Source organism: Streptomyces sp. NBC_01439, from assembly GCF_036227605.1.
Taxonomy (GTDB): Bacteria; Actinomycetota; Actinomycetes; order Streptomycetales; family Streptomycetaceae; genus Streptomyces.
Genome location: NZ_CP109487.1, coordinates 365,113 through 377,635, shown reverse-complemented (window position 1 = coordinate 377,635; position 12,523 = coordinate 365,113). Strand labels below are relative to the sequence as shown.

Sequence of the window (12,523 nt, the reverse complement as noted above, 5' to 3'; positions counted from 1 at the left end):
GGGGCCGGCGATGCTGCCGGTCGCCCGGCCAGCAGGTCGGCCGGTCAGCGACCGCGGGTGAGCCGGGTGCCGAAGCTGGGCTCGACCAGGGCCCCCTTGACCGCGACCGGCACGCTCCGGGCCCCCTCACCGCTACCCACCGTCAGCACGGCCACCTCGGAACCGGCCTTCGCGCTGTGCGGCAGCGGTCCGGCGCCCGCACCGGCATCGGCACCAGCCTTGAGGGACAGCTTCAGCTGCTGGCCCGGGACGCCGATCACGTTCAGGTCTTTGGTGGCCACCAGCGGCGTACGGCCGCCGAGTCCGTCGTCCACATGACCCACGACGTCGCCCTTGCGGATCACCGGAGCCGACGCGAGCGCCGTCCGCACCCCCTCGATGATCGTCTTGCTGTTCGCCAGCACCAGCTTCAGGCTGTTCGCGCCGTTCTCGTCCGGCCCGTCCACGTGCTGGTCCATCAACGTGCCGAGGATCAACTGGTCCTTGCCGTCGACCGACTTGTACGCCGCCCACATCAAGGCCCCGCCGGCGGGCGTGCTGGAACCGGTCTTGATCCCCCGGATGGTGGAGCTGAGCAGGGTGTTGTTGTTCTCGAGCCGCGTGGACACCCCCTTGATGGAGGCGTTCGGGAGCGCGACGATCGACCGGAACACCTCGTCCTTCATGACGGCTTCGGCGAGCTTCAACTGATCGACGGCGGTGCTGACGGTGCCCGAGTCCAGACCGCTGGGGTCCGTGTACGTGGTGTTCGTCATCCCGAGCTCCTTGGCCGCGGCGTTCATCTTCGCGACGAACGCGGCCTCGGAGTCGGTACCGGTGTCCCAGCGCGCCAGCAGGCGGGCGGCGTTGTTGCCCGAGGGGATCATGAGCATCTTGAGCACGTCCTGCTGGCTGAACTTCTGCCCGGCGGTGAGACCCTCGACGCGGGACTCGTTGTCGGATTTGCCGTCCGCCACGGTCTTCGCGTCGATCGTGATGTCCGGTCCCGGGTCGGACTTGCGCAGCGGGTGGCCCTTGAGGATCACGTAGGCCGTCATCACCTTGGCGACGCTGGCCGTCGGGACGGGCTTCTGCTCACCGAAGGTGCCGATGTCGCCGGAGCCGGAGATGCGGACGGCGCCCTGGCCCTTGGCGGGCCACGGGACGGAGAACTGACCGTCGATGGTGCGGTCGGTCTCGGCGGCGACGAGCTGCGGGGCGGGCAGGGGGCGCATCAGCTGCGCGCCGGCGCCGGCGCCCACGAGGACGAGCAGGATCGGCGTCCATATCTTGACGCGGCGCACCGCGGTCCGGCGCGGGGTCTCCGCCGGCGGCGGGGTGTTGGTGAGCTCGGCCAGCAGATCGAGCGGAGGCAGCGGTACGGCGGGGGCCTGCCGGGCCACCTGGTCACCGGGGGACTGCGGCTGAGCCCGCGGCGCGACGGGCGCGGGCAGGTCGACGTCCTTGAGCGCGACGAACTGGCTCGTCCGCTCGGGGTCCGGCTCCACCTCCCGAGCCCAGGTGGGCGTCTTCCGCGGGGCATCCGCCTCGGCGGGCTTCTGCTTGGGCAGGGCGATGAGCATCGTCTCGTCGGACGCGGCTTCGACCACGGGGCCGGCCTCGGGCGCGGGTCCGGTGTCTGCCCGGTCCCCAGAGACGGGTTCGCCGTCGTCGCCGGCCGCACCTGCGGGGCCGGCCTCCGCCCCTGCCCCGGAACGGGCCGTGACCTCGGCCTCGGCCTCGGGGCGGGCGTCCGTCTCGGAACGGGCTTCGTCCGGGAGTCCGGCGGCAGCTTCGCCCGCGCGCTCGGATCCGCCCTCCTCCTCGGACTCGGCTTCGTCCTCGGGGTCGGCGCCGGTGTCGGCTTCGGGGCGCACGTCGTCCGGGAGTTCGGCACCGGTCGTGCCCGTGCGCTCGGATGCGGCCGGGGAGTCGGCTCCGCCCGGGAGTTCGGCGTCGGCCCGGCCCTTCGGTTCGGCCTCGGGCTCCGTGTCCGTCCCGGCGTCGGCCTTCGGCTTCGCCGGATCGGCTTCCGTCCCGGTGCGGGCCGGGCCGGCTGAGGCCTCGGCTTCGGGGCGCACTTCGTCCGGGAGTTCGGCTTCGGCCCGGCCCTTCGGTTCGGCCTCGGGGGCGGGTGCGGGATCCGCGTCGGGGCTGGTTTTCGGCTCGGCTGCAGCCGCTTCCGCCCGGGAGCGGGCCGTGACTTCGGGATCGGCTTCGTCCTCGGGGCGCACGTCGTCCGGGAGTTCGGCACCGGTCGTGCCCGCGCGCTCGGATGCGGCCGGGGAGTCGGGTCCGCCCGGGAGTTCGGCGTTGGCGTTGGCATTGGCGTTGGCGTCGGCCCGGCTCTTCGGCTCGGCCTCGGGCCCCGTGTCCGTCCCGGCGTCGGCCTTCGGCTTCGCCGCATCGGCTTCCGCCCCGGTGCGGGCCGGGCCGGCTGAGGCCTCGGCTTCGGTGGCGGTCTCGGAGCGGGCTCCGCCAGGGAGTTCGGCGTCGGCCCGGCCCTTCGGCTCGGCCTCGGCCCGGGGGGCGGCTTCGCTCCCGGGCTCCGTGCCCGCCTCGGCGCTCGCTTCCGCGCCGGCTTCGACCTCGGTCCCGGTCTCGGCCGTAGCCTCGGGTGTCCCCTCCGGAGCGGTGCTCACTGCCTCGATCTCCGGGTCGTCCGAGGAACCGCCCGCCACCGTTACCGCCTTCATCCCAGCCCCGCCTTGCTGCTCACATCATGCCGATACGACCGGCGAGGCCCCGGGGGCCTCGCCGCACTGCCAGATGCCCCCGGTACCCCGCCCGTTCCATCCACTGGATCTTGTGACCGTTCGGTCATATTCGCTGAGTACGCCTACTCATGACCCCGCCCACCCCACCGGCCGACCATGGGACACATCGCACCGCACCACCACCGCACCGTCCGAACGGGGTCGTCCATGCTCAGTCGAATCGCCGCCGCCCTCGTGCCCGCCTTCGGGCAGCTGACCGTCACCGCCGATCCCGGGGACCGGCCCGCTTCCGGCGCCGTCCTGGTCGCCAACCACACCTCCCTCGCCGACCCGGCCGTCGTGGTCGCCGCACTGCGCCGGTACGGGATCGAGCCGGTCATCCTGGCCACCAGCGGCCTCTGGCGGGTACCGCTGCTCGGCTCCGCGCTCCGCCGCGAAGGCCACATCGCCGTCCACCGAGGCACCGCCCGCGCCGCCGACTCCCTCGACGCAGCGGCCGTCGCCCTCGCCTCGGGCCGCAGCGTGCTGCTCTACGGCGAAGGCCGGCTGCCCGTGCGCCGCGACGCGGGGGAGACGGCCCCCGGCCCCTTCCGTAGCGGCCTGGCCCGGCTCGCCGCCGCGACGGGCGCCCCGGTCGTGCCCGTCGGCCAGGCGGGCGCCCGCCGCCTCTGCTCCGGGAGCGGCGCCAAGCAGTTCGCCGGCGTCTTCACCGCGCCGCTGCGCAGGCCCCGCTTCCACGTCCACATCGGCTCGCCGCTGCACCTGCCCGACCGGGTGCCGGAGGCTACGGACCGGGCCCGTGAGGCGGTCACGGCCGCCTGGCGCATCGCGGCGTCCGCCCTCGGCGAGGCCGCTCGGGAGACGGCCTGAGGCCGGCTCCGCGGAGGCGCTCCGGGGCACCGCGCGCTGCCCCGGAGGAAGAAGATCGGTCCCTCGGACCGTGTCGCCGTGCCCGTCACCGGTCACGGCATGCGACCGTCTCCGCATGACCGAAGGTTCGACACCACACATTTCCGCAGCGCGGATCACCGTCCTCGGGGTGCAACCCGGGACTCCGCCCTTCCGCATCGTGGAGGTCGACGGCGAGTTCGTCGGCAGGGCGACGTCGATGACGGACGTGCTCCTGATCGCGGCGGAGGCCGGGATCACGATCCACGACCTCGACGACCTCGAGGTGGTCCGGTGGGTCAGTGGCGGCAAGTTCACCTGGACGATCCCGGGCGACAGGGCCTAGTGCTGTGCACGGCGCTCAGCGGGTGCTGTGCCCGAGGACCACGTGGGCCGCGGCCGTACCGCCGGCGTCCGTGTCGATGAAGGACACCACCACCGGGCTGCTGCCCGCGGGTCCGCCCGCCGTGGCGCGCAGCCGGTAGCGCTCGGTGCGGACGGCCTCGCGGGCGAGCGGGCCGCCACCCGAGAACAGGGACGGTGGCTTGGCGTCATTGGCGATGCGGAAGTCGGCCGGGCGCCAGCTGCCCGAGGCCGGGTCGAAACGTTCCAGCAGGAACCCCGGACCGCCGCCCGCCCCGGCTCCGGCCCCGCCGACCAGCATTTCCATCTGGAAGGCGACCAGCAAGTGCCGGTACTCGACGGAGTTGCCGTTGTGCAGGGTGACGGTGAACTCCTGCGGGGCACCGCCCCGTACGAGGGCGAGCCGGCCTCCCCGGGTGTCGACGGCGACCGTGAGCCGGGTCCGGGCCGGGGGAGGCGTCGCGGCCCGGGTCATGCCCCCCGTCGGGGTCGCGGCTGCGGAGGACCCGGGCGGCGAGGAGGTGGGTGCCGACGGCGATGGGGAAGCCGACCCCGAGGCGGAGACCGACGGGGAGACCGACGGGGAGACCGACGCCGACACCTCTGCGGAGGCCGGAACGGAGGCCGCCGCGGCCGCGCCGTTGTTGTCCCCGCACCCGGTGGCGCCCGCCAGCAGGACGGCGGCCACGGCCGCTGCGCTCAGAGCGCTGCGGCGGCCTCGGGATACTGGCATGGGATCGGTCCTCCGGGTTCGGCTTCGCCAGGAAGCTAGCAAGGGGACGCCCCTGCCGACGAGGTCGATCACGCCTCGAGGCGGCGACGGTTCGGTCACGGCCGTCCGGGGCCGGTCAGACGCGGAGCGTGGCCTCCAGGACGGTGACCGCGCGCCCGGAGAGCAGCACCCGGTCCCCGCGGAGCGCGACCTCGACCAGCCCGGGGCGTCCCGAGGCCTGCAGACCGGTGAGGGCGTCGGTGCGCCCCAGCCGCGCCGCCCAGTAGGGGGCCAGTGCGGTGTGGGCGCTGCCGGTGACCGGGTCCTCGGGGATGCCCCGCGCGGGAGCGAAGAACCGGGAGACGAAGTCGTACCCGGACGTCGCCGTGTCGGCCGCCGCGGTGACGATGACCCCGCGCGACTCCTCGCGCAGGGACAGGGCCGCGATCGCCGCGAGGTCGGGCCGCAGGGCCCGTACGGCAGCCTCGTCGGGCAGTACGGCGAGCAGATCGCCCAGCGCGCCCGTACGGAACGTGGCCTCGGGCCGGATCCCCAGGGCGTCGGCGAGACCTTCGGGCTCCGCAGCCTCGGTCACGGGGGCGGCGGGGAAGTCCAGGGTGATCTCCCCGTCCTCCCCGAACTCCCCTCCCTCCCCGTCTTCGGCCCACGCGGTGAGCAGACCACTGGACCGGCTGAGGAACCGCACGGGGCCGCCGGTCAGCAACCCCTCCCGGCGCAGCGTGTGCACCGTGGCCAACGTGGCGTGGCCGCACAGGTTGGCCTCGACGAGCGGGGTGAACCAGCGGATCTCCCAGTCGGCTGCGGCCCCGGCCGGGAGCGGCCGGACGAAGGCCGTCTCGGGATGGTTCAGCTCGGCGGCGAGCTGCCCCAGCCACGCGTCGTCCGGCCAGGGGTCGGCCGGGAGCAGGCACACACCGGCGGGGTTTCCGGTGAAGGGGCGGCTGGTGAAGGCGTCTACGATCTGGATGCGCATGCCGCGAACGTATCGAGGCCAATCCGCCTCCGGGCAAGGCCAATTCTGGGAGAGTGGCCTGCGGCCCGCTGTGGGCGCTATGACCGCCGAGGTGACGACGCGGTCAGGCGGGCTGCCACAGTTCGACCCGGTTGCCCGCAGGGTCGGTGACCCAGCCGAACCGACCGACACCCTCCATGTCCTGTGTCACCTCGTCCACGTCCGCGCCCTTGGCGCGCAGTTGCGCGAGCATCGCATCCAGGTCGCGGACCCGGAAGTTGAGCATGGTCTGCTGGGCCCGGGAGCCGAAGTAGTCGGTCTCGGACTCGAACGGCGCGAACACCGTCGGCCCGGCGCCCTGCTGCCACAGGCCGTGCTCGTCGGCGTCGAGGCCCAGGTAGTCGCGGTACCACGCGCCGAGGGCCGCCGGGTCGGCCGCCCGCACGAAGTACCCGCCGATTCCAAGCACACGTTCCATGCCGCCATGGTGCCAGGGCGGCGACCGGACGGCCGGGCACCACACCCGCACCCTCCCGAGGTCCACGTGACCCCGCGGGTGGACGCGTCAGCCCAGCGGCTTCTCGAAGCTGAAGGCGGTCACGGCCATCCGCTCGCGGAAGTAGAAGCGGTGCGCGTCGGTCCGCTGGGTGCCGGATTCCAGCGTGAGGGCGGTGCAACCGGCTGCCAGGGCGTGCTGCTCCAGGTGCGCGAGCAGCTCGTGGCCCACTCCGGTGGAACGGGCGGCGGCGGCGGTGACCAGGTCGTCGACGTAGAGCGAGCGGACCGCCGCCGTGTTGACGACGATTCGCCAGCCGGCCGCGCCCACGCACCCGCCGTCCGCGTCGTAAGCGGCGGTGAAGCGCAGCCCCTGGCCGTGCGCCTCGGCGAGGATCCTGAGGAACAGCTCCTCAGTGAGGTGGGGACGCAGTTGGAGCAGCACGGGGAGCAGGTCGGAGGTGAGCCGGGGGTCGCCGGGCTCAAGGTCGATGATCTTCATGCGATGACCCTACTGGGCCGTACGGGACGGCCCCGGGCCGGAGCCGTCGCGCGGGGCCGCGGCCGACGTGTCGAAATGGGAGGGACGGCTCCGACGTCCCGTACGAAAGGCTCCGATCCCGATCCCGTTCCGGAGCCGCCGCGCAGAGCAGAAGGAGTGGCACCCCATGAAGTACATGCTGATGGTTCTCGGCAAGCAGGCCGACTACGACGCCATGGGCGGCACCGCGAACAGCGACGGCCCCGGATGGTCCGAAGCCGACCTCAAGGCGATGTTCGACTACATGGGCGCCCTCAACGACGACCTCGCCGAGTCGGGCGAGTGGGTCGACGGGCAGGGCCTGGCCCACCCCCGGCACGCGCGCCTGGTCACCGCGGCAGCCGACGGCAGCCCCGTGATCTCCGACGGGCCGTACGGGGAGGCCAAGGAGGTGCTCGCCGGGTACTGGATCGTCGACGTCGCGGACTTCGACCGCGCCGCCGAGATCGCCGCCCGCGCCTACGCCTGCCCGGTGCCCGAGGGCGCACCCAACTACCCGGTCGTCGTCCACCCCGTCGACAGCCGGTCGGGGACCGAGATGTGTTGACCGCCCCCGGACCCGCACCCGCCGGCGAGGACCTGCTGCGCCGACTGGCGCCGCAGGTCCTCGGAGCGCTCGTCCGCCGCTACGGGCACTTCGACGCGGCCGAGGACGCGGTGCAGGAGGCCCTGCTCGCCGCCGCCCGGCAGTGGCCCGAGGAGGGCCGCCCGGCCAACCCGCGCGGCTGGCTGATCCGTGTCGCCTCCCGCCGGCTGACCGACCAGTTGCGCCGCGAGGAGGCGCGCAGGCGCCGCGAGGAGACGGCCGCCGCCCTGACCCCGCGCGACGCGTTCGTGGCTCCGCCGCCGGGGGAGGGGCGGGCCCCCGCCGAGGACGACACGCTCGCCCTGCTCTTCCTCTGCTGCCGGGCCGAACTGCCTCCCGCCGGCCGGATCGCCCTCACCCTGCGGGCCGTCGGCGGCCTGACCACCGCGGAGATCGCCCGCGCCCTCCTGGTGCCCGAGACCACGATGGCCCAGCGGATCAGCCGGGCGAAACGCCGCATCAAAGCCTCCGGGACCCCGTTCGGCGTCAGTCCCGACGACGCCCACGACGCCCACGACGCCTACGACTCCCACGACTCCCACGGCGCCCACGGCGCGGACGGCACCGACGGGACCGGCCCGCAGGCGGCCGCGGACCGTGCCGCACGGCTCGCCGACGTGCTCCACGTGCTCTACCTGATCTTCAACGAGGGCTACACCGCCACCTCGGGCCGCGATCTGCAGCGCTCCGACCTCGCAGCCGAGGCGATCCGCCTCACCCGCGCCGTCCACGCGCAACTCCCCGCCGACGGCGAGGTGGCGGGCCTGCTGGCGTTGATGCTGCTCACCGACGCCCGCCGCGCCGCACGCACCACGCCCGACGGCGACCTGATCCCCCTCGCCGAACAGGACCGCACGCGCTGGGACCGCGCCGCCGTCACCGAAGGGGTCGCCCTGGTCAGCGACGCCCTCACCCGTGCGCCGCTGGGTCCTTACCAGCTGCGCGCGGCGATCGCGGCCGTGCACGACGAGGCGTCGAGCGACGAGGACACCGACTGGGTGGAGATCCTCGCCCTGTACGAGGTACTGGTCCGGATGGTCCCCGGCCCCGTGGAGCGCCTGGGCCACGCGGTCGCGGTGGCCATGGTGCACGGGCCCCGGCGGGCCCTGGCCCTGCTCGAAGACCTGGACCGGGACGAGCGGCTGGCCGGTCACCACCGCCTCGAGGCCGTACGGGCCCACCTGCTGGAGAGGGCGGGCGAGAGGGCGGCGGCGCGGGCCGCCTACGCGAAGGCCGCCGGGCTCACGCTCAGCGTTCCGGAGCGCCGCTACCTCCTGCTGCGGGCAGCCCGGCTCGCGGAGTGAGCGGGCAGGGCCCCGCTCCGGGCGTCCGCATGACGGACACGGTCCACCGTTGTCAGAGGCACCGCCTACTCTTGATCACGTGAGCCCGACCTCTGACGACCACCTCGTCCCCGAACGTTCCCTCGCCGAGATCAACGCCGACATCCGCTGCCTGTTCGCACGTGCCGAGGGTCGCCTCTCCGACGCGGAGCGGATCCGCCACGCCCTCCTGCTGGGCGAGTGGGCCTCTGCGATACGAGCCTCGGTGGTCCCGGCCGCGTAGCGGCCCCGCCCCTCGCGGTCATGCCGCGCAGGTCGTGTCGCACCGATGATTCCGGCGCCCGGCGGCAGTCTTCCCTACGAGCATCCGCACGTACGAGAAGGTGGACCATGAGCGACCTGCGCAGTCTCCTGGAGATCCACGTCGGTGAGGGGTCACTGCCCGGCGCGGTGGCCCTGGTGGCACACGGCGAGGACGTCGAGGTCGCAGCCGTCGGCTCCGTCGACACGACCGGCACCGCACCCATGGCCCGCGACTCCCTCTTCCGGATCGCCTCGGTCACCAAACCCGTGACCGCCGCGGCCACGATGATGCTGGTCGAGGACGGACTGCTGGCCCTCGACGTCCCCGTGGCCCGCTGGCTGCCGGAACTCGCGGCGCCGACGGTGGTCCGTACCCCCTCCGCTCCGCTCGACGACGTGGTGCCCGCCGATCGTCCGATCACCGTCGCCGACCTGCTCACCTTCCGCGCCGGGTACGGCTTCCCCGCGGACTTCTCGCTGCCCGCCGTGGCACCGCTGTTCGGCGAACTGAAGCAGGGGCCGCCCCGACCGCAGGAGGTGGCGGCGCCGGACGCGTGGACCGCGGCCCTGGGGCGGATCCCCCTCCTCCACCAGCCCGGCGAGGCGTGGCTCTACAACACCTGCTCCGACGTCCTCGGGGTGCTGATCGCCCGAGCGACCGGACAGACCTTCCCGGACGTGCTCGCCGAGCGAATCTTCGAGCCGCTCGGCATGCGGGACACCGCGTTCTCCGTACCGCGCGGGCAGCTCCACCGGTTCACCAGCTACTACCGGGCCGCCCCCGACGGCGGAGCCCTGGAGCTCGTGGACGGGCCCGACGGCGAGTGGAGCACCCTCCCCGCCTTCCCGTCCGGCGCGGGCGGCCTCGTCTCCACCGTCGACGACCTGTACGCCTTCGGCCGGATGCTGCTCGCCGGAGGCGCGGACCGAGGTGGCCGGCGGCTGCTCTCGGCCGATTCGGTACGGCAGATGACCACCGACCACCTCACGGCGTCCCAGCGCGCGGCGGGCACCCTGTTCCTGGAGGGCCAGGGCTGGGGTTACGGCGGCTCGGTCGACGTGGCCCGCCTCGACCCGTGGAACGTACCGGGCCGGTACGGCTGGATCGGCGGCACCGGCACCGCCGCCCACATCGTCCCCGCCACCGGGACGCTCACCCTGCTCCTCACCCAGCGGGAACTGGCCGGTCCGACCGCGCCCGAGGTGATGCGGGAGTTCTGGACCTACGCCGCCGCCCGCCCCTGACGTCCCGGTCCGCCCCCGCCCCCACCGGTCCCTGACGTCCCGGTCCGCCCCGCCCCCCACCGGTTCCTGACCTCCGTGCCGGCCCCCCCGGCCGTCCCGACCGGCCCGCCGCTCCTACGTCCGCCGGCCGGCGCCCCCTTCCGCCCGTTCCCGCAGCCGGCGCTTGTCCGGTTTGCCCCGCGCCGTCAGCGGGACCGCCCGTTCCCAGAACACCGCGGTGGGCCGGTGTGCCGGGGCCAGCTCCTTCTCCACCAGGTCACAGGCCTCGGCGGCGAGCCCGGGGTCGGGCTCGTACCCCGCCGCGGGCACCAGGAAGGCGCACACCTCCTCGCCGGTGAGGTCACTGTGCCGCCCCACCACCACGGCCCGTGCGACGGCGGGATGCCGGGCGAGCGCGGCCTCGACGGGCACGCAGTACACGTTGTCCCCGTGGACCATCACCACGTCGTGGATCCGGTCGTCCAGGTACAGGTAGCCGTCCGCCCCGAAGTGCCCGAGGTCCCCCGTCCGCAGCCATCCGTCCCGCAGCACCCCGGCCGTCAGTCCGGGCCGGCCCCAGTACCCGGTCATCATCGCCGCCGACCGCACCCACACCTCGCCCGTGCGGCCGGCCGCCACCGCCGTGCCCCGCCCGTCGCGCACCTCCACCTCCACCCCCGCGACGGGCCGCCCCACCGACGACAGCAGCTCCGGCCGCCCGCCCACCGCCGCATCGTGATCGGCGGGGGAGAGCCGGCAGATCACCGCCGCCTCGTTCGTGCCGTAGCCCTGCCGCCACCGGCCGCCCCAGCGGGTCACCGCCTCGCGCAGCCGCTCGGGATGGACGGGCGAATCGCCGTAGGAGACCGCCACCAGCCCCGGTACACCGCGGGCGGTCGCCGGGTCGTCCAGCAGCCGGTAGACCATCGAAGTCGTCAGGTACGTGGTCACCGGCCCCAGACGCCGGCAGGCCGCCACGAACCCCGCGGGCGTGAACGGTTCGAGGACCTCCACCCGGCCCCCGGCCCGCCACTGCTCCAGGCACCGCCCGCCCGACCGCTGCGCCAGCGAGGTCACCGACAGGTACACCGAGTCCGCCCAGGCCGCCGGCCGTACGGCGTTCCGCGCGGCCATCGCCCCGAAGGTGGAGGCCACCCCCTTGGGCCGACCCGTGGTCCCGCCCGTGTACGTCACCCGCGCCACGTCGTCCTCCCGCGCCCGCACCGGCACAGCGCCGAGATCGCCCCGGGCGGCCCGACGGAGCAGCTCGGCCAGGCCGAGCCCGGGCGCCCCGGTCGCGGGCACCGGTACGTCGTGCACGATGAGGTCCGGCCGGCAGTCCCGTAGGACGAAGTCGAGCCCGTACTGGGCGGGGCCGGCGAGCACCTGGGTCAGCCGGGCGCCCAACAGGTGCGCGGCGATCCGTACCAGCAGCACCTCCGGCCGGTTCGAGCCCGTGACGCAGGCCAGTCCCGAGCCGCGCCCGATCCCCTGCTCGGAGAGCGCCCCGGCCAGTCGACAGGCGCCGTCGAGCACCTCCTGGAATCCGAGGACGACCGGGCCGGCGCCGAGCGCGGGCCCACCGGCGTACCGCTCCAACGCCCCCACCAGCGAAGTGACATACCGCGCGGCCACCATGGGGGACTGCCTCTCCGCGCCGCTCCGGGACACCGGCATGATGGACGTCATGACGAACGAATCCCGTGCTCGTTCCTTCAGCTCCGCGGCCGCACGCTACGCCGCCCACCGCCCCGCTTACCCGCCCGCGCTCTTCGACACGCTGGCGGAGATGGCCGGCTTTGCGCTGGCCGGCGCACGGGTCGCCGACGTCGGGGCGGGAACGGGGATCGCCACCGCCCTCCTGGAGGCCCGAGGGGCCCTGGTGGTCGGGGTGGAGCCGGGCGAGGGCATGGCGCAGGAGTTCCGCCGACGCAACCCCGGCACGCCGCTGGTCCGCGCGGACGGGAACCGGCTGCCGCTGGCTTCCGGCTGCCTGGACCTGCTGACCTACGCGCAGTCCTGGCACTGGACGGACCCGGCGCACGCGGTCCCCGAGGCCCTGCGCGTGCTGCGCCCCGGCGGGGCCCTGGCGGTATGGCAGAACGACCCGGACACCGGGGTCGGCTGGATCGCCGATCAGCAGGACCGGATCGAGAAGAGGTTCGGCCCGGGCTGGTACATCAACGAGCGCGCGCTCTCCCAGGAGGGGCTGCGCTTCACCGACCGCCGGCTGGCGTGGTCGCGCCGCGTCCCGGTCGACACGCATCTGGCCAAGCTGTCCACCCACTCCCTGTTCCTCATCGGAGAGCCCGGCACGGACGCCTTCCTGGAGGACGAGCGAGCCCTCCTCATGGACCGGTTCCCGGACGGTTGGGTGGAGGAGCACTACGTCGTCGAGCTGAGCGTGGCCGTCCGGGGGCGTGAGACGCGGTAGGGGCCGTTCGGGTGAAGCGGCGCAA

The 12,523-nt window shown here is 74.2% G+C and carries 13 protein-coding genes; 7 read left to right on the top strand and 6 right to left on the bottom strand.

Annotated features, from left to right (window positions below; translation table 11 throughout):
• Window positions 1–44: 44 nt before the first annotated feature.
• A complete protein-coding gene (locus OG207_RS01820; RefSeq protein WP_329095217.1) occupies window positions 45–2,675 on the bottom strand; it encodes a D-alanyl-D-alanine carboxypeptidase family protein in 2,631 nt (876 codons plus the stop codon).
• 228 nt (window positions 2,676–2,903) lie between these two features.
• Here OG207_RS01820 and OG207_RS01815 point away from each other — a divergent pair, with 228 nt between their 5' ends.
• On the top strand, window positions 2,904–3,566 hold the full coding sequence (locus OG207_RS01815; protein WP_329095215.1) for a lysophospholipid acyltransferase family protein: 663 nt from the start codon (window positions 2,904–2,906) through the stop codon (window positions 3,564–3,566).
• A gap of 115 nt (window positions 3,567–3,681) precedes the next feature.
• Window positions 3,682–3,930: a hypothetical protein gene (locus OG207_RS01810; protein WP_329095213.1), complete on the top strand. Its 249-nt coding sequence runs from the start codon at window positions 3,682–3,684 to the stop codon at window positions 3,928–3,930.
• 15 nt (window positions 3,931–3,945) lie between these two features.
• Here the strand turns inward: OG207_RS01810 and OG207_RS01805 are convergent, their stop codons facing one another.
• From OG207_RS01805 to OG207_RS01790, 4 genes are all read right to left on the bottom strand, one after another.
• Window positions 3,946–4,680: a hypothetical protein gene (locus OG207_RS01805; protein ID WP_329095211.1), complete on the bottom strand. Its 735-nt coding sequence runs from the start codon at window positions 4,678–4,680 to the stop codon at window positions 3,946–3,948.
• A gap of 115 nt (window positions 4,681–4,795) precedes the next feature.
• Entirely contained in the window at window positions 4,796–5,653 is an 858-nt protein-coding gene (locus OG207_RS01800; RefSeq protein WP_329095210.1) for a PhzF family phenazine biosynthesis protein, read from the bottom strand.
• Window positions 5,654–5,756: 103 nt separating this feature from the next.
• The gene (locus OG207_RS01795; protein ID WP_329095208.1) at window positions 5,757–6,110 is read right to left on the bottom strand and encodes a VOC family protein; all 354 of its coding nucleotides are present in this window, start codon (window positions 6,108–6,110) and stop codon (window positions 5,757–5,759) included.
• Window positions 6,111–6,197: 87 nt separating this feature from the next.
• Window positions 6,198–6,629 carry a GNAT family N-acetyltransferase gene (locus tag OG207_RS01790; protein ID WP_329095206.1) on the bottom strand — a complete coding sequence of 144 codons (432 nt, stop codon included), beginning with the start codon at window positions 6,627–6,629 and terminating at the stop codon, window positions 6,198–6,200.
• Window positions 6,630–6,795: 166 nt separating this feature from the next.
• Between OG207_RS01790 and OG207_RS01785 the strand changes: the two genes are divergently transcribed.
• The 4 genes from OG207_RS01785 (at window position 6,796) to OG207_RS01770 (ending at window position 10,085) form a co-directional block, all read left to right on the top strand.
• Complete coding sequence (locus tag OG207_RS01785; RefSeq protein ID WP_329095204.1) at window positions 6,796–7,215, top strand: YciI family protein; 420 nt, start codon at window positions 6,796–6,798, stop codon at window positions 7,213–7,215.
• Window positions 7,212–8,558, top strand: coding sequence for an RNA polymerase sigma factor (locus tag OG207_RS01780; protein ID WP_329107398.1), 1,347 nt, complete (start codon window positions 7,212–7,214; stop codon window positions 8,556–8,558). The genes OG207_RS01785 and OG207_RS01780 overlap by 4 nt, the downstream gene beginning before the upstream one ends.
• Before the next feature lie 79 nt (window positions 8,559–8,637).
• A complete protein-coding gene (locus OG207_RS01775) occupies window positions 8,638–8,820 on the top strand; it encodes a hypothetical protein (RefSeq protein ID WP_329095202.1) in 183 nt (60 codons plus the stop codon).
• 107 nt (window positions 8,821–8,927) lie between these two features.
• A complete protein-coding gene (locus tag OG207_RS01770; protein WP_329095200.1) occupies window positions 8,928–10,085 on the top strand; it encodes a serine hydrolase domain-containing protein in 1,158 nt (385 codons plus the stop codon).
• Between the two features lie 114 nt (window positions 10,086–10,199).
• Here OG207_RS01770 and OG207_RS01765 read toward each other — a convergent pair whose 3' ends face one another.
• The gene (locus tag OG207_RS01765; protein WP_329095198.1) at window positions 10,200–11,753 is read right to left on the bottom strand and encodes an AMP-binding protein; all 1,554 of its coding nucleotides are present in this window, start codon (window positions 11,751–11,753) and stop codon (window positions 10,200–10,202) included.
• On the opposite strand from OG207_RS01765, the gene OG207_RS01760 reads away from it, so the two are divergent.
• Complete coding sequence (locus tag OG207_RS01760; protein ID WP_329095196.1) at window positions 11,752–12,498, top strand: class I SAM-dependent methyltransferase; 747 nt, start codon at window positions 11,752–11,754, stop codon at window positions 12,496–12,498. The genes OG207_RS01765 and OG207_RS01760 overlap by 2 nt on opposite strands.
• Window positions 12,499–12,523 lie beyond the last annotated feature (25 nt).

What these genes read in the sequence shown, in the direction of transcription:
- OG207_RS01820 (WP_329095217.1), bottom strand. Translation starts at nt 2,675, where the DNA reads ATGAAGGCGGTAACGGTGGCGGGCGGTTCCTCGGACGACCCGGAGATC.
- OG207_RS01815 (WP_329095215.1), top strand. Translation starts at nt 2,904, where the DNA reads ATGCTCAGTCGAATCGCCGCCGCCCTCGTGCCCGCCTTCGGGCAGCTG.
- OG207_RS01810 (WP_329095213.1), top strand. Translation starts at nt 3,682, where the DNA reads ATGACCGAAGGTTCGACACCACACATTTCCGCAGCGCGGATCACCGTC.
- OG207_RS01805 (WP_329095211.1), bottom strand. Translation starts at nt 4,680, where the DNA reads ATGCCAGTATCCCGAGGCCGCCGCAGCGCTCTGAGCGCAGCGGCCGTG.
- OG207_RS01800 (WP_329095210.1), bottom strand. Translation starts at nt 5,653, where the DNA reads ATGCGCATCCAGATCGTAGACGCCTTCACCAGCCGCCCCTTCACCGGA.
- OG207_RS01795 (WP_329095208.1), bottom strand. Translation starts at nt 6,110, where the DNA reads ATGGAACGTGTGCTTGGAATCGGCGGGTACTTCGTGCGGGCGGCCGAC.
- OG207_RS01790 (WP_329095206.1), bottom strand. Translation starts at nt 6,629, where the DNA reads ATGAAGATCATCGACCTTGAGCCCGGCGACCCCCGGCTCACCTCCGAC.
- OG207_RS01785 (WP_329095204.1), top strand. Translation starts at nt 6,796, where the DNA reads ATGAAGTACATGCTGATGGTTCTCGGCAAGCAGGCCGACTACGACGCC.
- OG207_RS01770 (WP_329095200.1), top strand. Translation starts at nt 8,928, where the DNA reads ATGAGCGACCTGCGCAGTCTCCTGGAGATCCACGTCGGTGAGGGGTCA.
- OG207_RS01760 (WP_329095196.1), top strand. Translation starts at nt 11,752, where the DNA reads ATGACGAACGAATCCCGTGCTCGTTCCTTCAGCTCCGCGGCCGCACGC.
- OG207_RS01765 (WP_329095198.1), bottom strand. Translation starts at nt 11,753, where the DNA reads ATGACGTCCATCATGCCGGTGTCCCGGAGCGGCGCGGAGAGGCAGTCC.